The organism is Azospirillum melinis, from assembly GCF_013340935.1.
Taxonomy (GTDB): Bacteria; Pseudomonadota; Alphaproteobacteria; order Azospirillales; family Azospirillaceae; genus Azospirillum; species Azospirillum melinis.
Genome location: NZ_WHOS01000018.1, coordinates 19587 through 39339, shown reverse-complemented (window position 1 = coordinate 39339; position 19753 = coordinate 19587). Strand labels below are relative to the sequence as shown.

Sequence of the window (19753 nt, the reverse complement as noted above, 5' to 3'; positions counted from 1 at the left end):
GAGGCCCCGCCCCATGCGTCTCAACGAACCGATCACCGACCGTGAAATCGTGATGGAAGACGGTGTCCTGCTGGTGTCGCGTACCGACACGGGCGGGCGCATCACCTTCGTCAACAAGGCATTCGCCGACATCAGCGGCTATGCCGAAGCCGAGCTGATCGGGGCTCCGCACAATCTGATCCGGCATCCGCACATGCCGAAGGAGGCCTTCGCCGACCTGTGGGCGACCATCAAGGACGGCCGGCCGTGGGAAGGGCTGGTGAAGAACCGGACCAAGGACGGCGATTTCTATTGGGTCCGCGCCAACGTCACGCCGGTAATCGAGGACGGGACGGTGACCGGCTTCATCTCGATCCGCACCAAGCCGTCGCGCGATCAGGTGGCGGCGACGGAGCGGCTCTATGCCGACATCCGCGAGGGCAGGGCGCGCCATCTGACGGTGCGCGACGGGCAGGCGGTCGGGCGCGGCGCCGGGGCGGGGTTCCGCCGCTGGATGGCGACGGTGACCGGGCGTCTGACCCTGATCTTCGCCTTCATGATCCTGTCGATGCTGGCGGTCGGCGGCGTCACGCTGCGCGGCATGTCCGACAGCAACGCGTCGCTGAAGATGGTGTACGAGCACCGCACGGTGCCGGCGGTCCAGATCGGCGAGATTCTGGACCATATGCGCGACAATGTGCAGACGTTGCAGCGCCTGATCATCGATACCCGCGACGGCACCGATCCCAAGGCGATGGCGCAGCGCGAGGACCGCATCGCCAAAAACGCCGCCACCATCGACCGGCTGTGGGCGGACTATGTCACCACCTTCATGACGCCGGAGGAGATGATTCTGGCGGAACGCTTCGCCAAGCAACGCGCCGCCTTCCTGAACGAGGGGCTGAAGCCGGCGATGGAACTGGCGCGCCAGGGCGATTCGCTGCGGCTGGAGGTCTTGGTCCGCGACCGCATCGACCCGCTGTTCCAGGCGGCGTTCCAGACCAACAAGGATCTGCTGCAATTGCAGCTGACGGTCGCCAAGGGCGAGTATGAGGGGGCGCTGGAGGACTTCCGCTGGCATCTGGTGTTCGCCGTGGCGGCCGGGCTGGCCGTCCTGCTGGGGGCGGTGTTCTGCGGGCTCTTGCTGCTGCGCACCGTCCGCCGCCCGCTGGCCGCCTTCTCGGTCGATTTCGACGCCATCGCCCGCAACGACCAGACCCACATCATCGACCTGCCGGCCGCGGCCGAATTCCATCTCATCGCCGGCCAGCTGCGCGGCCTGAAGGCGCGCCTGTGCTATGCCGTGCAGGAGCGCGTCGAGCGCGCCCGCCATGCCGACGAGGAACGGCGCCGCGCCCTGGAAAACATGGCGTCGACGGTGGAGCGGGAGGCCGGCCGCGCGGTGGAGGAGGTCGCCCAGCGCACCGGGGCCATGGCCGACGATGCCGAAGGCATGTCCGGCTCGGCCGAGCGGGTCAGCATCAACGCCCAGACCGTGGCGTCCGCGGCCGGGCAGGCGCTGGCGAACGCCCAGACCGTCGCCGCCGCCAGCGAGGAGCTGGCCGCCTCGATCCGCGAGATCTCCTCGCAGGTCGCCCATTCCAGTGCGGTGACCCGCCGCGCGGTGGAGAGCGGCCACCACACCCAGGCCACCATCCGCTCGCTGTCGGAAACGGTGGCGAAGGTGGGTGAGGTGGTCAACCTGATCCAGTCCATCGCCGGCCAGACCAATCTGCTGGCGCTGAACGCGACCATCGAGGCGGCGCGGGCGGGAGAAGCCGGCAAGGGCTTCGCCGTGGTGGCGCAGGAGGTGAAGAACCTCGCCAACCAGACCGCGTCCTCGACCGAGGAGATCACCCGCCAGATCACCGCGATCCAGGCGGTGACCGACGAGGCGGTGCAGGCGGTCGAGGAAATCGGCCGGACCATCGCCGAGATCGACCACATCGCCGGTTCCATCGCTGCGGCGATGGAGCAGCAGTCTGCCGCCACCCAGGAGATCAGCCGCAACGTGGTGGAGACCTCCACGGCGGCGCAGGAAGTGTCGTACCGCATCGCCGCGGTGTCGGAAGAGGCCGACCGCACCGGCGAACAGGCCACCCACGTCAAAAACGGGTCCGGCGATGTCGCCCGTTCCATCGAGAGCCTGCGGCAGGTGCTGGTCCGCATCGTCCGCACCTCCACCGGCGATGCCGACCGCCGGCGCAAGCCGCGTTTCCAGGTGGACGAGACGGGAACCCTGCTGATCGGCGGCGACCGGCTGGCGGTGACCGTGCGCAACCTGTCCATCGGCGGCGCCATGATCGATCCGGTGACGACGACCGACGGCCGTTCGCTGGCGGGGGCCATCGGTCATCTGCGGCTCGACCGCTACGCGGCTGAGGTGCCGGTGGTGGTGAAGGCGGTGGAGCACAGCCGAATCCATCTGGCCTTCGACGCGGAGAAGATGGTGGGCGATTTCGCGCGGGCCGTGGAAATCGCCACCAAGGACCGTGCGCCGGTCGACGTGGCAGCCTGACCGCATACCGGAAAATCCCCGCGGATAAGCCTGCCGCTCCGTCCTCGATCCGTCGCACCGAACGTTATGCATCCTCTTCATCATCAAGGTTGAGGACTTATCCCCTGTGACAATTTCACAGGGGAGTCCTTTCTGGGTGAAGGGATATGATTGCGTTCATTGCCGACGGTGCATGCAGCTTGAAGCATCCCGTCGGCTGTACGGAACCCTTCGGCGGAAAAGAGGCCGGGACGCAGTGATGGTCGATACCACAACCTTGCCTTGCTCGTCGGGATGTTTCCAATCACTTTCCGGCGGCGGCCTGTTCCGTCTGCTCCTGCCGGCTCTGGATGGCGGAACGGAGCGGGGCGGGACATGGCAGGCGGGGTTTGCCCACACTGGGGAGGCCCGGATCCGATCATGACGGCGCAGCCCTTGACCGCGCCGCGCCGTCCGGTGCCTGCCAGTCTCCGCCGCCTGCTGTTGGGCGGACTGCGCTTCTGGAAGCCCGCCGCCGTCCAGGCGCTGGTGACGCTGGTCCTGGCGGTCGGCTACGTCTGGATGAGCGACGTCTATGTTCGCGTCCTGGTGGCCGAACACCGTGCAACTGCAGCGTTGACCGCCTCGTCGCTCGCCAGCGCCCTGTCGAGCGCGCTGAACGAGCGCGTCTCCCTGGTCCGTGGCCTGACCGCCTTCGTCGAGGTCGCGTCCGGCACCGGAAGCCTCGCCGACCAGTTCCCCCGCTATGCGGAGGGACTGCGGCGGTCGGTGGTGGGGGTGCGCAACATCTCCGCCGCCCCCGATTTCGTCGTCCGCATCGTCTATCCGACGGAGGGCAACGAGAAGGTGCTGGGCAACGACCTGCTGCGGGACGCCCGGCCGGGCTTCGCCGATACGGTGCAGCGCGCCATCATCAGCCGCGACGTGACCGTCCACGGCCCGGTCAACCTCCTGCAGGGCGGGCAGGGGCTGATCGCCCGCCAGATCGTCTATGGGCCGGGCAAGCCCTGGGGCGCCGTCGGGCTGGTGTTCGACGTCGGCGCCATCCTGAACGAGGTGCGGTTCGACCGGGTGCCCGCGTATCTGGGATTCGCCGTGGTGACCGACAGCGGTCAGCAGGTGGCCGGCGACGCCCTGGCGCTGAAGGGCGACCCGCTGGTCGAGCGGATCAACCTGCCCGACGGATATTGGCATCTGGCGCTGGCCCCGCGCACCAGCTGGGAGGGGCTTGCCCACGGCGACCCGACCTACTGCGGCTTCCAGATGGCCTTCTTTCTGCTGTCGCTGCTGATCGAAATGGTGACCTTCATGGCGATCGGCCGCCGCTACACCCTGGAGCGGCAGGTCGATCTGCGCACCGCCGAGCTTGGCCGTGCCAAGAACGAGCTGGAGCAGTTCGCCTATGCCACGGCCCATGACCTGCAGGAGCCGTTGCGCGCCATCGCCAGCTACGCCCAACTGCTGGAGCGCCAGCAGAAGGGCAGGCTGGACGAGGAGAGCGAGGGCTTCATCCGTGAGATCGTCGACGGCGCCGGGCGGCTGAAGATGCTGCTGCGCGATGTGCAGCTTTTCCTGGCGGAGGACCGGGTGCCGCTCAGCTGCGGCGTCATCCCGCTCGGCGATCCGCTGAAGACGGCGTTGACGGCGCTGAAGCGGCGCATCGCCGATGCCGGCGCCACCGTGGCCGTGGCGGATCTGCCATCGGTGCAGGCCGACGAGCGGCGGCTGCGCGAGATCTTCATCGTGCTGATCGCCAATGCCGTCGAATACCGCCATCCCTACCGCGCGGCCGAGGTGCAGATTTCCCACCGGCGGGTCGACGGTTATGATGTGATCGACGTGCGCGACAACGGCATCGGCATCGAACCGCGCTATCGCGACCAGATTTTCGAGGTGTTCCGGCGCCTGCATCCGCGCGACGAGCATCCCGGCACCGGCATGGGGTTGGCCATCGCCCGCAAGATGGTGGAACGGCTGGGCGGCCGCCTCACCGTCCTGTCCAGCCCCGGCGTCGGCAGCACCTTCTCAATCCATCTGCCCCATCCCTCCTTCCGAGGATTCCCCTGATGCAGGACCTGGCGACTCCCTTCGAGATCCTGCTGGTCGAGGACGAGGGCGCTTGGCCGCGCCGACCGCGCGCTGTATGAGGCGAAGGCGGCGGGGCACAACCGGGTGGTGATCGGCGACGGCTATCCCGGCCCGGCCTTTGCCACGGCCTCCGTTTCCACCTCCATCGCCGGCTGACGGTTCGTTCGAGGAAAAATGGCAGAAGGATTTAAGGCCCAACCCATGATCCACCCCAGGTCGGCGGCAAATGAGGCGGTGCTTCTGGTGTCGCAGGCGGCGGCGCCCGAAAAGATGCTCGCCCCGCTTTTCCCGGAGCTGGCGCGGGTGGACACGGTGGCCGCCGCCCTGGACCGGCTGCGCGGCGGCGGTGCGGCAGGGGAAACGGTGGTGCTGCTCGACGCCCCCACGGTGACGGCGGTCGAGGCGCTGGCCCGGCTGGACCCGGCCCCGGCGGTGGTGGTTCTGCTGCCGGAGGGGCAGCGGCACGACAGTGCGGGCTTCATCGCGGCGGGGGCGCAGGATGCACGGTCGGCCGGCGATGGCAATGACGACGGCGATGCCCTGCGCAGCGCGGTATCGGCCGCCCGCCGGCGCCAGATGCGGGAGAACCGCCTGCGGACGACGCTGGCCGAGGCGCAGCGGGGCCGGGCCGAGGCTGCATCGCTGCTCGATGCGGCGGGGGCTGCGGTTGCGGCGGCGCTCGATCCGATGATGGCGCTGACGTCGGCCGCGCTGGAATCGCCGCTGCTGCCGCGCCAGCAGGACCGGCTGCTCGCCGTCCAGGCGGCGGGCGCCGCCCTGCGGGCCACAATGGCGGCCTTGCGCCCGATGGGGCCGGGCGCCGAGGCGGAGGAAAGCCTGACGCTGGCGGCGCTGGCGGCCGATGTTGACGCGGCGACGGCAAAGGCAATGTCGATTGAAAGCGGGGCGGACGAGGAGTTCACCGGCGATGCCGCCGGGCTGCGCGGGCTGCTGACGCTGCTGGCCGCGGAGGGGGGAGCGTCGCTGTCCCTGTCGCTGCGGTCGGCCGGTGAGGCCGCCGAGTTGACGCTGCGGCACCGGGGGGCGGCCCGGCTGCGCCCCCTGGTGCTGGCCGCGGTCCAGCCGCTGGTGCGGCGTCTGGGCGGAGATCTGCCGACCGGCGGGCCGGATGGCGCGGCGGGGGAGTGGCTGACCGTCCGCATCCCGGTGCGGGCCGTGCTGCGTCCCGCCGCCCTGTCGGTCCTGCTGGTGGAGGACAACCCCATCGGCCGTCTGGTGGCCGCCGGCTTTCTCAAGGCGCTGGGCCATACGGTGACGACGGCGGAGGACGGGGCGCAGGGGCTGGCCGCCGCGACGGACAGGCGGTTCGACCTGATCGTGATGGACGTGCAGATGCCGGTGATGGACGGGCACGAGGCCGCCCGCGCCATCCGCGCCCTGCCGGGGGAGGCCGGCCGCGTGCCCATCGTGGCGCTGACCGCCGGCACCGATGCCGAGGACGACGCGCGATGCCGCGCCGCCGGGATGGACGATTGCCTGCACAAGCCGCTGACCATGGACCGTCTGCGCACGGTTCTGGAGCGTCTGTTCCCCGGCCGGGTCCAGGCCGGCGGATGACGGCTCCGGCACTACAAATTGTCGGAAAATTTACAGAACCAAAATCATATTGCATCCGCCGGTAACCGACCTTCGATTGCCCGCCGCCGGTTCGGACGGTATCAGTGGGATGCGGCGTATTGGCTGGAGACATGGGAGTGGATATGCAGGCGATCGACTATTCCCAGTTTCGGATCCTGGTCGTCGAGGATCAGCCCTTCGTCCGCCGCACCATCGTCCAGATCCTGAGCCAGATCGGCTTCCGCGACGTGACGGAGGCCGACAACGGCGAGTCGGCGATGTACGAGTGCATCCGCGTCAATCCCGACCTGATCGTCTGCGACATCGACATGAAGCCGGTCTCCGGCCTGCAATTCCTGGCCCGCCTGCGCGCCAGCACCGAAGCCGCCAACCCCCGCGCCCCGGTGGTGTTCCTGACCAACCACACCGAATCCGAGATCGTGAAGCAGGCGATGGCGCTGGGCGTCAACGGCTTCGTGGTCAAGCCGCCCTCCTTCGCCGCCCTGAAGGAGCGGGTCGACCGGCTGTTGGGCGGGCGGTGAGGCGCCTCGTTCTGCTCGCCGCGCTGCTGCTCGCCGCCTGTTCGGGCGAGCCGTCGGAGGGCGACATGCGCAAGCTGGTGGAGGCGCACACCCGCCGCACGCTGGAGCGCCAGGGCAATGCCGCCTTCCGCACCTTCGACAATTTCCGCAAGCAGGGCTGCGTCGAGGCGAAGCCGAAGGGCGGCCCAACCGGCGCCAGCCCTGACGGCAGCGGCCAGTATGACTGCTATTACGCTGCCACCTTCGTGCCGCAGCCGGGCCAGCCGCCGCTGACCGTCAACGGCAAAGCCCGCTTCCGCCGCACCGACAAGGGCATGGCCTTCGAGGATCTCGGTGCCCAGCCGCGCTGAGCCTCCTTACCCGTTGCGCGCCAGGCGGGCGAGGGTGGACAGTGGGTCCCCGGCCTCTTCGCCGAAGCAGACCTCGACGTCGTCGCAGACCTCGCAGTTGGGGGACTTGCACAGCATCAGCCCTTCGCGCTCGCAAAGCTGGCGGTAGAAGAACTTCTTCCACTTCATGTCGCCGGAGTTCAGCGCCACCAGCGCCGGGAAATGCCGCCGGAACATGGTGTTGAGTTCGCCGCGGTCGTGGAACCCCATATCCTGCCACAGATGGTTGGGCTCCAGCGACCGGCGGGCCAGGATGGCGGCCAGCCAGCGCTCCTCGTCGGCCCCCGTCGCGCCATGCTCGGCCAGGAAGGCTCGCAGATCGGCCTCTTCGATGGCGTCCTCGCCGGGTTCGTCCCCGCCGGCCTCACCCCCACCGGGGAGCGCGGCGACGGCGTCGGCGAAATCGGGCGCGTGTCTTGCGGCAAGCTCGGTCAGATCGGCTTTGGTCAGCGCCAGCGATCCTGTCATCGTCCGCGCCGGATCGGCGGCGGCAAGCGCCAGGATGCGGCCGAAGATCATGCGGTCGGTCGCGGCGGCGACGGCAGCGGGATTCTGGTCAAGGCTGTGGGCAGCGGGCTGGGACAGGACCACTCGGCATCTCCACCGGCAAAGAGCACCCGCGACGCCTGTTATCCTGACCCATGATGCTGCACCTGCGAAAGGCGCTCTCCGGTCCTGCGGCATTGCGCCGCATCTCCCGCGCCTTCACTCCGGGCGGCCGTCGACCTCCTCCGCGAAGCGCTCGAAGAAGCCGGCGAGCACGCGGTCGGTCTTGGCCTGCACCAGCTTCACCGCCAGCCGGCCGACCGCACCGCCGAGCGCCACCGACAGGCTGTAGGTCAGCCGGGTCCGCCCCTCCTCCTCCTCCAGCACGACGAAGGCCTCGCCCTTCACCGCGCCAGCCAGCCCGCCATTGCCCTGGGCGACCAGCCGGTAGCGGTGGGGGCCATCCTCCGGCTCCAGCCGCAGCCGGCCGGAAAAGCGCGCCTTCATCGGCCCAAGCGTGGTGCGGACCCGTGCCGCATAGTCGGTGGCCGACAGCCGCTCCATCTCTTCCAGCACGGGGATGCAGCGCATCAGCACCGCCGGGTCGCAGAGTGCCGCGAACACGCGGTCGCGCGGTCCGGGAACGCTGTGGGTGCCGGTGATGTCCATGCGCGGTCTTCCTCCTTGGCCTTCCGACAGAAACAGTGCGCCCATGGATTTTATTCGGGCGACACCGTTGGGGTAGAGACATCTGGTATTGCCTGTCCCCGGAACCAAGCGGGCGAAACATGAAGGAGACCGCACGCCATGCGACAAGCCGTCACGACGCTGACTGTTTCCACCCGCGGCGCCGGGCTGGTCGAGGTGACCGCCCAGGTCCGGCGCTGGGTGGCGGAGCAGGGGATGGAGACCGGGCTGCTGACGGTGTTCTGCCGCCACACCTCGGCCTCCCTGACCATCCAGGAGAATGCCGATCCCGACGTGCAAGCCGACCTGCTGCGCTTCTTCCGCCGGCTGGTCGCGGAGGACCCGTCGCTCTACGCCCACACCACCGAGGGGCCCGACGACATGCCCGCCCACATCCGTTCCGCCCTGACCGGCGTCAGCCTGTCGATCCCGGTGATGGCGGGGGAACCGGCGCTGGGCACCTGGCAGGGCGTCTACCTGTTCGAACACCGCGCCCGGCCGCACCGGCGGGAGATCGCGCTGCATCTGATCGGGGAGTAGGCCTGCGAGACCGATCCGGCCGATCCGGCCAGCCTGAAATTTCTTTCATCCGGTCGCAAGGCGGCGGTGAAGGGCGGGTTCCTATGTTGGGGACAAGAGCGGTGAGGTGCCGCGGCGGTCGGACCGCCCGCCCACCTCCCCACAGTCGGAATCGCCTGATCGGAGTGTCGCCGTCATGACCACCCTTCCTCCCGCCAATTCCCAGTCGAAGCCCCAGCGCGAAATCGGGCGTGCGGGCCGCCTGCGCCGGACCGTCGCCGCCCTGCTGCTGGGCTCCACGGTGCTGACGGCTCCGGCGCTGGCCGGATGGGCGGCGTCGCAGGCCCAGCAGAATGCCACCCCGCCGGCCGTCGCCATGGTGCAGGACACGCCGGCCAGCTTCGCCGACCTCGCCGCCAAGGTCAGCCCGGCCGTGGTCAACATCGCCGCCACCCAGGAGGCCAAGGCCGAAGCCCGCACCCAGCGCGGCCCGGCGGTCCCCGGCTTCCCGCCGGGCACACCGTTCGAGGAGTTCTTCCGCCAGTTCCAGGACCAGATGAACCGGAATGGCGGGCCCAATGGCGGTCCGGACGGCGACCAGGATCAGGACCAGGGGCCGCGCGGCAAGACCGGGGCGCTCGGCTCCGGCTTCATCATCGATCCCGCCGGCTATGTCGTGACCAACAACCACGTCATCGACGGCGCCAGCGAAATCACCGTCACCTTGCAGGACGGCACCGCCATGCCGGCCAAGCTGATCGGCCGCGACGCCAAGACCGACCTCGCGCTTCTGAAGGTGAAGTCGGACAAGCCGCTGCCGTCGGTCGATTGGGCGGACAGCGACAAGACCCGCGTCGGCGACTGGGTGATGGCGGTCGGCAACCCGTTCGGGCTGGGCGGCACCGTCACCAAGGGCATCGTGTCGGCCCGCGGCCGCGACATCCACAGCGGCCCCTACGACGATTACTTCCAGCTCGACGCCGCCATCAACCGCGGCAACTCGGGCGGCCCGACCTTCGATCTCAGCGGCCGGGTGATCGGCATCAACACCGCCATCTACTCGCCGAACGGCGGGTCGGTCGGCATCGGCTTCGCCATCCCGTCCAACCTCGCCAAGGAGGTGGTGGCCCAGCTGAAGGACAGCGGCAAGGTCGAGCGCGGCTGGCTCGGCGTGAAGATCCAGGAGGTGACGCCGGACATCGCCGACAGCGTCGGACTGCCCGGCGCCAAGGGCGCCCTGGTGGCCGAGGTGACCGCCGACAGCCCGGCCCAGCGCGCCGGCCTGCATCAGGGCGACGTGGTGCTGTCCTACGCCGGCAAGCCGGTCAACAACCTGCGCGACCTGACCCGCCATGTCGCGGACACCAAGGCCGGCGACACGGTGGACCTGAAGATCCTGCGCGAGGGCCGCGAGAAGACGGTTCCGGTGCGCATCGACCGTCTGTCCGAACAGCAGCAGATGGCCGCCGCCGAGACCGACTCCGGCAAGGGCACCGCCGAGCATGAGGAGGTCGCACCGGTGAAGGGGCTGAAGCTCGCCCCGCTGGACCGGGCGGCACGCAAGCGGCTGGGCATCGGCGAGGATGTCCAGGGCGTGGTGGTGACCGGCCTGTCCTCCAGCGTCGACGTGCCGGTCCGTCCCGGCGACGTGATCGAGCGGGTCGGCGACACCGAGGTGAAGAGCCCCGCCGACGTCCGCCGTCAGGTCACCGAGGCCGAGAAGAACGGGCAGAAGGCGCTGCTGATGCTGATCAACCGGCAGGGCAACGAGTCCTTCGTCGCGCTGAAGCTGAAGGCGTGAGGTGAACTCTCCCTCTCCCATCTCGGGAGAGGGAAGGGACCCGCGCCGAAGGCGTGGGGAGGGTGAGGGGTGAGCCAAAGGGCCAGAAGCGCATGGTTCCTTGAGCTACCCCTCACCCTTCCCATGCTCCGCATGGGCCCCTTCCCTCTCCCGGGGCGGGAGAGGGAGTGTCCGGTCGTGCTTGGCCGGGCTGTTTTGGGAGGCTACACTCGTGCTCATGAAGATTCTCGTCATAGAAGATGATCGCCAGGCCGCCAGCTACCTTGCCAAGGGGCTGAAGGAGGCCGGCCATGTGGTGGACGTCGCCAACGACGGGAAGGAAGGCCTGTTCCTGGCCGGGGCCGAGCATTACGACGTGATGATCGTCGACCGCATGCTGCCCGGCCGCGACGGCCTGTCGCTGGTCCAGGTGCTGCGGGCGGCAGGCAACGACACGCCGGTGCTGTTCCTGTCGGCGCTGGGCAGCGTCGACGACCGGGTGAAGGGGCTGAAGGCCGGCGGCGACGATTACCTGACCAAGCCCTTCGCCTTCTCCGAATTGCTGGCGCGGATCGAGGTGCTGGTGCGCCGACGGGGTGCGGCCCAGCCGCAGACCCGCCTGTCGGTCGGCGATCTGGAACTCGACCTGCTGTCACGCAGCGTCCGGCGCGCCGGCAAGGCCATCGACCTGCTGCCGCGCGAGTTCTCGCTGCTGGAATATCTGATGCGCAATGCCGGCAGCGTGGTGACCCGCACCATGATGCTGGAGAATGTCTGGGACTATCATTTCGATCCGCAGACCAACGTGATCGACGTGCACATCGCCCGTCTGCGCCAGAAGATCGACAAGGATTTTCCCACCCCCCTGATCCACACCGTGCGCGGCGCCGGTTACAGCCTGCGCGCGGCGGAGGCGTAAAAGACCTTATGGAGCTTTGATTTTGACGGCGGCGATTCCCCTCTCCCCCCCGGGGAGAGGGCAGGGTGAGGGGGAACCGTTTGCCGGACGCTCCTCGCAATGCATCCCCCTCACCCAACCCTCTCCCCGGGGGGGAGAGGGCTCTTGTTGAGGACCGAAGCTCATTCTGCCGGCCTGCACGGCTTTGTCGCCGCCGGGCTGCGGCTGGTGCGGACCACGGCGTTCCGGCTGGCGCTGCTCTATCTGGCGATGTTCGTCCTGTCGGTCGGGCTGATTCTGGGCGTCGTCTACCGCACCACCGCGGGATTCCTGGAGCAGGAGATCGGCGAGACCATCGCGCTGGAGGTCGCCGGCCTGCAGGACCATTACCGCAATTACGGGCTGCCCGGCCTCGTCGATGTGGTGCGGACGCGCAGCGCGGTTGCCAACAACAACTCCATCTATCTGCTGACCACGGCGGCGGGGGTGATTCTGGCCGGCAACCTGTCGGGCTGGCCGGCGGCGGTGCCCAATGCCAGCGGCTGGACCCATTTCAAGGTCGCCGACTATGGCGGGGTGAACGACAGGCCCTCCACCGCCCAGGCGGTGACCTTCACGCTGCCGGGGCAGTTCCGCCTGCTGGTCGGCCGCGACATGAGCGAGATCGACCAGCTGCGCACCCGGATGTTCCGCTCGCTCGGCTGGATCCTGGGGGCGACCGCCCTGCTCGGGCTGGGCGGCGGGTTGCTGATGAGCCGCGGCGCCATGCGCCGGATCGAGGCGATCAACCGCACCACCCGCCAGATCATGAGCGGCGATCTGACCGACCGGGTGCCGCGGTTCGGCGGCGGCGACGAGATGGACCGGCTGGCCGGCAACCTCAACGCCATGCTGGACCGCATCGAACGGCTGATGACCGGCATGAAGCAGGTGACCGACAGCGTCGCCCATGACCTGCGCACGCCGCTGACCCGCCTGCGCTCCCGCATCGAACTGGCATTGCTGCACGAGACGGAAGACCCGGAGGTCTATCGTTCCGTGTTGCAGGACACCATCGTCGAGGCCGACCGGCTGCTCGCCACCTTCACCGCCCTGCTGTCGATTGCGGAGGCGGAATCGGGCGCCAAGCGGCAGGACTTCGTGCCGGTCGATCTGGCGGAGGTGGTGGAACTCGCCGCCGACCTCTACGAACCGGTGGCGGACGAGCGCGGGCAGCGCCTGTCCGTCGACATCCGCGGCAAGCCGGTCGTCCACGGCAATGGCCAGCTTCTGGCCCAGGTGGTGTCGAACCTGCTGGACAACGCCATCAAATACACGCCGGACGGTGGCAATATCACGCTGGTCCTCGACGGTCCGGCCCCCGGCCGCGCCGCCTGCATCGAGGTCGCCGACAGCGGCCCCGGCATTCCGCCGGACATGCGCGACAAGGTTCTGCAACGCTTCGTCCGGCTGGACACCGCCCGCGCCTCGCCCGGCAACGGGCTGGGGCTGAGCCTCGTCGATGCGGTGGCGACGCTGCATGGCGCGAAGCTGGAGCTGAGCGACAACGAGCCCGGCCTGAAGGTCAGCCTGCTGTTCCCGCCGGAGGCACGCCGGTAGGGGAGGCCGGTATCGGGCAAAAAAAAGCCCGCCGTGAGGCGGGCTCTTAAAGTGACATCAGCGAGAATGACTCCTTGGCGTCACTGCTGATATGGGGCGGTTCGGGGCAGCTTCCATACCGATCTTCGGACTACCGCCGATGGCCTAACCTGCCGACATTGCGCAACGTCCGCGGATTCCGCGCGTTCTTCCCGCGAGGCTGTCCCTCCGGCGGCCGCCAGTGCGGGAGTTTGAAGAGATGGCGACACCCAGCCGGCCCACCGCCTATCAAGCGACACCCCCCGGCGGCGGGGCGGCGCAGACCGAACCGCCGGCGCGGGCCGGGCGCGGCGAGCTGGCCGTCTTCACCTGGAAGGTGCTGATCGTCGCCGGGGTGGCGGCGCTCGGCATCTTCCTGTGGCGGATCTCCGGCACGCTGCTGCTGATTTTCACCGGCGTGCTGTTCGCCATCCTGTTGCAGCGGCTGACCGGCTATGTGCAGCGGGCAACTGGGCTCGGCCATGGTTGGTCGCTGGCCATCGTGCTGCTGACGCTGGTTCTTCTGGTCGGCGGCGGCGGCTGGCTGATGGGCACCTCGATGGCGTCCCAGCTCGGCCAGTTGCAGGAGCAGGTGACCAAGGCGATGGGCATGCTGCCCGACGGCTGGCGCGACCGCATCATGGAGCAGGGCAAGGAATGGCCCTGGATGAACCAGCTGAGCAGCTTCGCCTCCGGCCTCGTCTATGTCGTCGGCGACGCGGTGGTGGTGATGTTCGCGGCCCTGTATCTGGCGGCGTCTCCGGGACTCTATCAGCGCGGCGTCGTCCTGCTGGTGCCGCCGCGCGGCCAGAAGCGGGCCTGCGAGGTGATGGATGTCGCCGGCGACAGCCTGTGGAAGTGGCTGATCGGGCAGCTGGTGGCGATGGCGGCGGTCGGCACGATGATCGCGGTCGGGCTTTGGCTGCTCGGGATCCCGTCGGCTTTGGCGCTGGGCATCGTGGCGGGGCTGATGGAGTTCATCCCGCTGGTCGGCCCCTTCCTGGCGGCGGTGCCGGCCCTGCTGATCGGCTTCGCCCAGTCGCCGCAGGACGCGCTGTGGGTCGCCGGACTCTATCTGGTCATCCAGCAGATCGAAGGAAACGTGATCACGCCGCTGTTGCAGAAGCGGGTGGTCGATCTGCCGCCAGTGGTCACCATCGGCGCGATTGCCGCCGGTGGCGTGCTGTTCGGCATCATGGGCATGTTCCTGGCGACGCCGCTCGCCGTCGTCGTGCTGGTGCTGGTCAACCTGCTCTACATCGAGGACAAGCTGGGGCAGCCCAGGCACTTCCCCAGCGATCATTCCTGACGGCTGACCGTTCGGCCCGCCCCATCAGCCTTCCGCGGCCGGGGCGGCCTCCGTCCGGCCGGGGTTGGCGGAGCGCAGCGGCAGTTCCTTCAGGAACAGCGTCATGGCGAAGGAGACGACCGCCAGCGCCGCGGCCAGCAGGAACAGGGTGGCGAAGCCGTGCTCCAGCGTCGCCACCACCCCGCCGTGTGCGTCGGCGGGCAGGCCGGCGAGGGCGGCGGCGCCATGCTCCAGGACCGCGCGGCCGGACAGGCCGGCCCCCTCCAGCCGTTCGGACACCACGGCGTTGAAGACGGCGCCGAACACCGCGACGCCGACCGACCCGCCGAGCGAGCGGAAGAAGCCGACCGCGGCGGTGGCGGCGCCCAGGTCGCGGTGCTCCACCGCATTCTGCACGGCGACCGTCATCACCGGCATCACCAGACCCAGCCCCATGCCCAGCGGCACCAAGATCAGCGTCGACCACAACCCGTCCGCCGCCAGCGCCGGCAGGCTGCCCAGCAGGGCGTACATCACGCCGGACAGGGCCAGCCCGGCCAGCGGGAAGGCCTTGTAGCGCCCAGTCCTAGCGATCAGCCGTCCGCCGCCGACCGACCCGACGGTCATGCCCAGCACCAGCGGCAGGAGCAGCAGGCCGGACACCGTGGCGCTGGCCCCCTGCACCAGTTGGAGGTGCAGCGGCAGATAGACGATGCCGGCGAACAGCACCATCGCCGACACGGCGACCACCGGCGTCGCCACCGCCACCACCGGGCGGCGGAACAGGTGCAGCGGCAGGATCGGCTCCTCGATCCGGCGCTCGTGCCAGAGGAAGACCACCAGCATGACGAGGCCGGCCACCAGCAGGGCCAGCGCCGCCGGGCTGCCCCAGCCCATGGCGTCGCCGCGGGTGGCGACGACCAGCAGGCTGGTCACCGCCCCGGTCAGCAGCGCCGCCCCGGCCAGATCGATGCGCGGCCTGGCGCGGCCGGCGGGCAGGCGCGACAGGGTGCTGCGGGTCATGGCGAGTGCGGCGACGCCGAGCGGCAGGTTGATCAGGAAGATCCAGTGCCAGCCGATGGTCTCGGTGAAGATGCCGCCCAGCAGCGGCCCGGCGACGCTGGCCAGCGCGAAGACGCCGCCGATCATGCCCTGGTAACGCCCGCGCTCGCGTGGGGCGACGACATCGCCGATGATGGTGAAGGCCAGCGACATCAGCCCGCCGCCGCCCAACCCCTGCAACCCCCGGAACAGGATCAGCTGGGTCATGCTCTGCGCCGCCGCGCACAGGACGGAGCCGACCAGGAACAGCAGGATCGCCGTCTGCAGCACGCGCTTGCGGCCATAGAGGTCCGACAGCTTGCCGTAGATCGGCGTCGTCGTGGTGGAGGTCAGCAGATAGGCGGTGACCACCCAGGGCAGCATCTCCAGACCGCCGAACTGGCTCGCCATCGTCGGCAGCGCGGTGGCGACGATGGTCTGGTCCATCGCCGCCATCAGCATCGCCAGTGCAACCCCGCTGAACACCCGCAGGATTTCCTGGTGGGTGAAGACGGGATGGGCCGGATCGAGCTTTACGGCATCGGACTCTGCGGCGCGGGTGGCGGTCTCGGTCATGGTCAGGCGTCTCGGACGTGAAGATCTTCGAACGGTGAGAACCCCCTCTCTTCGCTTTCGGCGGATCTTCGATCCGCCTGTCGCGTCAGCGCAAACGAAGTTTGCGCGTGAGCGGGGGAGAGGGGATTTTTCTGAATGCTTGGACTCACCGCCCCAGCGACATCGGCGGCATGCGGGCCTGCATGCCGTCGCCCTGGGTGGCGGCCAGCAGCGGGCGGAGCTGCGCCAGCAGGGGGCGGAGTTCCGCCACGGCGGCCAGCGCGCCGACCAGCTCGCCCTTGCGGGACACCAGATCGAGGATCTGGTCGGTCACCGACTTCGGCGGCGGGTAGGGGACCAGGCTCACCGGGGCGTCGGCGGAGAGGCCGGCGGCGGTGCGGGCCAGCGTCAGCGCCTGCTCCTGGCCGCCCAGATCGTCGACGAGGCCGAGTTCGCGGGCCTGGGCGCCGGTCCAGACACGGCCCTTGGCGATGCCGCGCGCCTGTTCCGGCGTCATCCGCCGGGCCTCCGCCACCCGTTGCAGGAAGTTGGCGTAGGTGTCCTCGATGATGGCGTTCAGCCGTTCGGATTCGCCGCCTTCGAAGGGATGCAGCGGCGACCACATGCCGGCATTCTTTGCGCCCTGCACCCGGTCCCAATGGATGCCCAGCTTGTCTGACAGGCCGCCGATGGCGAATTTGCCGGCGACGACGCCGATGGAACCGGTGACGGTGGCGGGGGAGGCGACGATGCGGTCGGCGGCCAGCGCGATCCAGTAGCCGCCCGACGCGGCGGTGTCGCCCATGCTGGCGATCACCGGCTTGCCGCTCTGCCGCGCCTTGACCAGGGCCCGGCGGATCGCTTCCGACGCGGAAACCGCGCCGCCGCCGCTGTCGATGCGGAACAGGATGGCGCGCACCTCCGGATCGTCGGCCGCCTCCTCGATGGCCTTGACGATGGTCTCCGACCCGGCGGACATCCCGCCCACCGTCGGCTTGCCGCTCTCGCCGCCGGTGATGGTGCCGACGGCATGGATCAGGGCGATGGTCGGCCCCTCGCCGTTGGGGCTGCCGGCGACCGACAGGTAATCGGCCGGGTCCAGCGTCTCCGCCCCGGTGCCGGCCCGCTTCAGCGCCTCGTCCCGCGCCTCGTCGGCATAGCCGAGCCGGTCGACGAATTTCTGGTCGAGCGCCTCCTTGCTCAACAGCGGCGCCTTGTCCATGGCGGTCCGCACCGCGGCGGGGGCGAGGCGCCGGCTCTTGGCGATGCCGTCGACCAGCTGGTTGCCGAGGTCGGTGACCAGCGCCTCCATCATCTCGCGGTTGGCCGGGGTCATGCCGGACTTGGTGAAGGTCTCGGCGAAGCTCTTGTATTCCTCGCGCTGGGCGAAGCTCGGCTGCACGCCCAGCTGGTCAAAGGCGTCGCGGGCAAAGGGCAGCTCCGCCGACAGGCCGGTGATGCCCAGCGTGCCCAGCGGTTGCAGCCAGACCTCGTCGAAGGCGCTCGCCAGCAGGTAGGAGCGGTTGCCGGCCCCGGCCCCGCCATACTCCTCGGCGAAGGCGACGGCGAAGCGGCCCGAGGCGCGGAACCGCTCGATGGCGGTCCGCAGCTCCTGGGTCTGGGCGAAGCCGATGCTGTCGTCGCCGAAGCGGGCCAGCACGCCCTTCACCTTCGGATCGCGCCGGCCGCCGTCGAGTGCGTCCAGCACCTCGCGCAGCGTGGTCTGGTGCTCGAACAGGCTGCCGAACTTGCCGTCGTCGCTCTCGGCCAGCGGCTTGGTCAGGTCGAGTTCCAGCACCACCGCGGCGGGCAGGGTGGGTTCATGACGGACCGCCAGCACCACCACCGCCACCGCGCCGACCACCAGCAGCAGGCCGATGAGCGCGAACAGACGGACGAAGAAACGGACGATCGCCATGATACCTACCCTGTGTGGCCTCGAAGACTTCCGATAAGGCTGCCGGGTGCGATGCCGGTGAATGACCGGGACTTTCCGGGCCTTAGCGGTCCTGGCTGTGGTACTCGCGGTTCGGGATCATGTCCACCGCGGTCGCCACGCGGTTTGACATGTTGTAGAAGCCGACCGTGTCGGCAATGTCGAAGATGTCCTCGGCGCTGAATCCGGCGGCGCGCAGCGCCTCGCGGTCGGGCTCGCCCACCGACATCGGCTCCTTGGTCAGCTTCCAGGCGAAGTCGAGCATGGCGCGCTGGCGCGGCTCCAGCGGCGCGACGCGGTAATTGGCGACCAGCATCTCGCCCAGTTCCGGATCGCCCGACAGCTTGCGCACCGCCTGCCCATGGGCGACCAGGCAGTAATAGCAATGGTTGGCGGAAGAGACGACCACCGCGATCATCTCGCGCTCAAGCTTGCTGAGGCCGCTCTCGCCCAGCATCAGCTCGTTGTAGAGCATGGCGAAGTTGCGCAGCTTCCTCGGCCGCAGGCTGTAGGCCTGGAGCACGTTCGGCACGAAGCCCAGCTTTTCCACGCACTTGTCGAACAGGGCCTGCATGTCGGGGTCGAGGTCCGGCTTTTCCGGCAGGGGCAGGGCCATGACGTGATCGGGTTGCGGCATCGGGCGATTCCTCTTGTTTGATTGCTGGGCCTTTTCGGCCGGGGGAGGGTAACCGCCACCGCGCGGTTTGTCTTCCGTTCCGCTTGTCGCTCGCCAATCGGGTCCGGTTGTGCCAGAAGTGGAAACTGAATGCGGGAATATGTCCCGGTTGGCGAAACAGCAGGCGATGACCCAGCCGAAGCTCGATCTTCTCTCGGTCCTGGTGGTGGAGGACAGCAGCTTCATCCGCACGGTCCTGACGGCGACCCTGCGCGCCATCGGCATCGGCCGGGTGGAGGGGGTGGCGAGCGGCGCCGACGCCATCCGCTGGCTGGAGGAGCGCCGCGCGGCGCTGCCGCCCGGCACCGCCCCGGTCGACCTGATCCTGTCCGATCTGGTGATGCCCGAGGTGAACGGGCTGATGCTGCTGCGCTGGATCCGCTCCAGCCCGAAGAGCCCGGACAAGTTCCTGCCGGTCCTGATGCTGTCGGGCGCCGCCGACCGCCAGTATGTGGAGCAGGCGCGGGATCTCGGCGCCACCGACTTCATCGCCAAGCCTTTTTCCGCCCAGACCATCGCCAGCCGGCTGCTGTTCGCCATCGCCCGGCCGCGCCGCTTCGTGCTGGCCAAGGGCTATTTCGGCCCCGACCGCCGCCGCGCCGACAAGCCGGTGGCGATGGACTGCCGGATGACCGCGCCGTCAGAAATCTTGGTGGTGCACAGCGCATCGAAGGCGCGCGGCATCGACCGCTTCCCCGTCATCTATTTCGACCTGCCCAACCGGCTGGGCGCCAAGGCCGGCCTCGCCCCGCGCGATCCGGTGCCGACCCTGCCGCCGGAGGTGCTGGCCGCTGCGGAGGAGGAAATCCTGAACCGTGCCGGCGACTATGCCGTCTGGATCGGCTCGGAGGTGGAGGAGATGGGCCGCCGCGTCGAGCGCCTGCCGCGCGAGCCCGATGCGGTGGCCGGCCTGCTGGCCCAGGTCAACCGCTCGGCTCACGAGATGCGCGGGCAGGGCGGCATCTTCGGCTATCCGCTGATCACCCACATCGCCAAGTCGCTCTACGAGGCGACCCGTAGCGGCCTGACCACAGTGACCGCCAACGAGCATCTGCTGTTCAAGGCCCATGTCGACGCGATCAGGGCGGTGATGACCGGCCGCGTCAGCGGCGACGGTGGCGCCACCGGCCAGCAGCTGCTGGCATCGCTGGAGGTGGCGAAGCGGAAATACGCGAAGGCGACCGGGGTGGGGTGAGG

At 69.2% G+C, this 19753-nt stretch carries 16 protein-coding genes; 11 read left to right on the top strand and 5 right to left on the bottom strand.

Features of this window, described 5'->3' with window-relative positions; all coding sequences use genetic code 11:
* The first annotated feature begins 13 nt into the window (after window positions 1-13).
* The 5 genes from GBZ48_RS36740 (at window position 14) to GBZ48_RS15480 (ending at window position 7034) form a co-directional block, all read left to right on the top strand.
* Window positions 14-2497 (top strand): methyl-accepting chemotaxis protein, encoded by a 2484-nt coding sequence (locus GBZ48_RS36740; protein ID WP_174471853.1) that lies wholly within the window; start codon window positions 14-16, stop codon window positions 2495-2497.
* A gap of 399 nt (window positions 2498-2896) precedes the next feature.
* Window positions 2897-4543 (top strand): sensor histidine kinase, encoded by a 1647-nt coding sequence (locus GBZ48_RS15495; protein WP_174471852.1) that lies wholly within the window; start codon window positions 2897-2899, stop codon window positions 4541-4543.
* A 222-nt stretch (window positions 4544-4765) separates the two neighbouring features.
* Complete coding sequence (locus tag GBZ48_RS35970) at window positions 4766-6142, top strand: response regulator (RefSeq protein ID WP_209798126.1); 1377 nt, start codon at window positions 4766-4768, stop codon at window positions 6140-6142.
* Between the two features lie 131 nt (window positions 6143-6273).
* On the top strand, window positions 6274-6684 hold the full coding sequence (locus GBZ48_RS15485) for a response regulator (protein WP_211105764.1): 411 nt from the start codon (window positions 6274-6276) through the stop codon (window positions 6682-6684).
* Entirely contained in the window at window positions 6681-7034 is a 354-nt protein-coding gene (locus GBZ48_RS15480; protein WP_174471851.1) for a cupredoxin domain-containing protein, read from the top strand. Before GBZ48_RS15485 ends, GBZ48_RS15480 begins: the two co-directional genes overlap by 4 nt.
* A 6-nt stretch (window positions 7035-7040) precedes the next feature.
* On the opposite strand, the gene GBZ48_RS15475 is transcribed toward GBZ48_RS15480, so the two are convergent.
* Both GBZ48_RS15475 and GBZ48_RS15470 read right to left on the bottom strand, forming a co-directional pair.
* The gene (locus tag GBZ48_RS15475; protein WP_343049553.1) at window positions 7041-7664 is read right to left on the bottom strand and encodes a nitrogen fixation protein NifQ; all 624 of its coding nucleotides are present in this window, start codon (window positions 7662-7664) and stop codon (window positions 7041-7043) included.
* A 114-nt stretch (window positions 7665-7778) separates the two neighbouring features.
* Window positions 7779-8228 (bottom strand): SRPBCC family protein, encoded by a 450-nt coding sequence (locus GBZ48_RS15470; protein ID WP_174471849.1) that lies wholly within the window; start codon window positions 8226-8228, stop codon window positions 7779-7781.
* 138 nt (window positions 8229-8366) lie between these two features.
* Here GBZ48_RS15470 and GBZ48_RS15465 point away from each other — a divergent pair, with 138 nt between their 5' ends.
* The 5 genes from GBZ48_RS15465 to GBZ48_RS15445 all read left to right on the top strand — a co-directional run bounded on the left by GBZ48_RS15465 (window position 8367) and on the right by GBZ48_RS15445 (window position 14369).
* Window positions 8367-8786, top strand: a complete 420-nt coding sequence (locus tag GBZ48_RS15465) for a secondary thiamine-phosphate synthase enzyme YjbQ (protein WP_174471848.1) — start codon at window positions 8367-8369, stop codon at window positions 8784-8786.
* 175 nt (window positions 8787-8961) lie between these two features.
* Window positions 8962-10566, top strand: a complete 1605-nt coding sequence (locus GBZ48_RS15460; RefSeq protein ID WP_174471847.1) for a DegQ family serine endoprotease — start codon at window positions 8962-8964, stop codon at window positions 10564-10566.
* 217 nt (window positions 10567-10783) lie between these two features.
* Window positions 10784-11464 (top strand): winged helix-turn-helix domain-containing protein, encoded by a 681-nt coding sequence (locus GBZ48_RS15455; RefSeq protein ID WP_109047384.1) that lies wholly within the window; start codon window positions 10784-10786, stop codon window positions 11462-11464.
* 147 nt (window positions 11465-11611) lie between these two features.
* The gene (locus GBZ48_RS15450; protein WP_174471846.1) at window positions 11612-13042 is read left to right on the top strand and encodes a sensor histidine kinase; all 1431 of its coding nucleotides are present in this window, start codon (window positions 11612-11614) and stop codon (window positions 13040-13042) included.
* Between the two features lie 238 nt (window positions 13043-13280).
* Window positions 13281-14369, top strand: a complete 1089-nt coding sequence (locus GBZ48_RS15445; protein ID WP_174471845.1) for an AI-2E family transporter — start codon at window positions 13281-13283, stop codon at window positions 14367-14369.
* A 24-nt stretch (window positions 14370-14393) separates the two neighbouring features.
* Here the strand turns inward: GBZ48_RS15445 and GBZ48_RS15440 are convergent, their stop codons facing one another.
* The 3 genes from GBZ48_RS15440 to GBZ48_RS15430 all read right to left on the bottom strand — a co-directional run bounded on the left by GBZ48_RS15440 (window position 14394) and on the right by GBZ48_RS15430 (window position 18517).
* Window positions 14394-15965: an MDR family MFS transporter gene (locus GBZ48_RS15440; RefSeq protein WP_174471844.1), complete on the bottom strand. Its 1572-nt coding sequence runs from the start codon at window positions 15963-15965 to the stop codon at window positions 14394-14396.
* A gap of 145 nt (window positions 15966-16110) precedes the next feature.
* Window positions 16111-17862, bottom strand: coding sequence for a signal peptide peptidase SppA (gene sppA / locus GBZ48_RS15435; protein ID WP_174471843.1), 1752 nt, complete (start codon window positions 17860-17862; stop codon window positions 16111-16113).
* Window positions 17863-17944: 82 nt separating this feature from the next.
* Window positions 17945-18517, bottom strand: coding sequence for a peroxidase-related enzyme (locus GBZ48_RS15430; RefSeq protein WP_174471842.1), 573 nt, complete (start codon window positions 18515-18517; stop codon window positions 17945-17947).
* 148 nt (window positions 18518-18665) lie between these two features.
* Here GBZ48_RS15430 and GBZ48_RS15425 point away from each other — a divergent pair, with 148 nt between their 5' ends.
* Complete coding sequence (locus tag GBZ48_RS15425) at window positions 18666-19751, top strand: response regulator (RefSeq protein WP_246307209.1); 1086 nt, start codon at window positions 18666-18668, stop codon at window positions 19749-19751.
* Window positions 19752-19753: the final 2 nt, after the last annotated feature.

Excerpts from the sequence above, each read along its gene's own strand:
- GBZ48_RS36740 (WP_174471853.1), top strand. The coding sequence starts at position 14 with ATGCGTCTCAACGAACCGATCACCGACCGTGAAATCGTGATGGAAGAC.
- GBZ48_RS15495 (WP_174471852.1), top strand. The coding sequence starts at position 2,897 with ATGACGGCGCAGCCCTTGACCGCGCCGCGCCGTCCGGTGCCTGCCAGT.
- GBZ48_RS35970 (WP_209798126.1), top strand. The coding sequence starts at position 4,766 with ATGATCCACCCCAGGTCGGCGGCAAATGAGGCGGTGCTTCTGGTGTCG.
- GBZ48_RS15485 (WP_211105764.1), top strand. The coding sequence starts at position 6,274 with ATGGGAGTGGATATGCAGGCGATCGACTATTCCCAGTTTCGGATCCTG.
- GBZ48_RS15470 (WP_174471849.1), bottom strand. The coding sequence starts at position 8,228 with ATGGACATCACCGGCACCCACAGCGTTCCCGGACCGCGCGACCGCGTG.
- GBZ48_RS15465 (WP_174471848.1), top strand. The coding sequence starts at position 8,367 with ATGCGACAAGCCGTCACGACGCTGACTGTTTCCACCCGCGGCGCCGGG.
- GBZ48_RS15460 (WP_174471847.1), top strand. The coding sequence starts at position 8,962 with ATGACCACCCTTCCTCCCGCCAATTCCCAGTCGAAGCCCCAGCGCGAA.
- GBZ48_RS15455 (WP_109047384.1), top strand. The coding sequence starts at position 10,784 with ATGAAGATTCTCGTCATAGAAGATGATCGCCAGGCCGCCAGCTACCTT.
- GBZ48_RS15445 (WP_174471845.1), top strand. The coding sequence starts at position 13,281 with ATGGCGACACCCAGCCGGCCCACCGCCTATCAAGCGACACCCCCCGGC.
- GBZ48_RS15440 (WP_174471844.1), bottom strand. The coding sequence starts at position 15,965 with ATGACCGAGACCGCCACCCGCGCCGCAGAGTCCGATGCCGTAAAGCTC.
- sppA (WP_174471843.1), bottom strand. The coding sequence starts at position 17,862 with ATGGCGATCGTCCGTTTCTTCGTCCGTCTGTTCGCGCTCATCGGCCTG.
- GBZ48_RS15430 (WP_174471842.1), bottom strand. The coding sequence starts at position 18,517 with ATGCCGCAACCCGATCACGTCATGGCCCTGCCCCTGCCGGAAAAGCCG.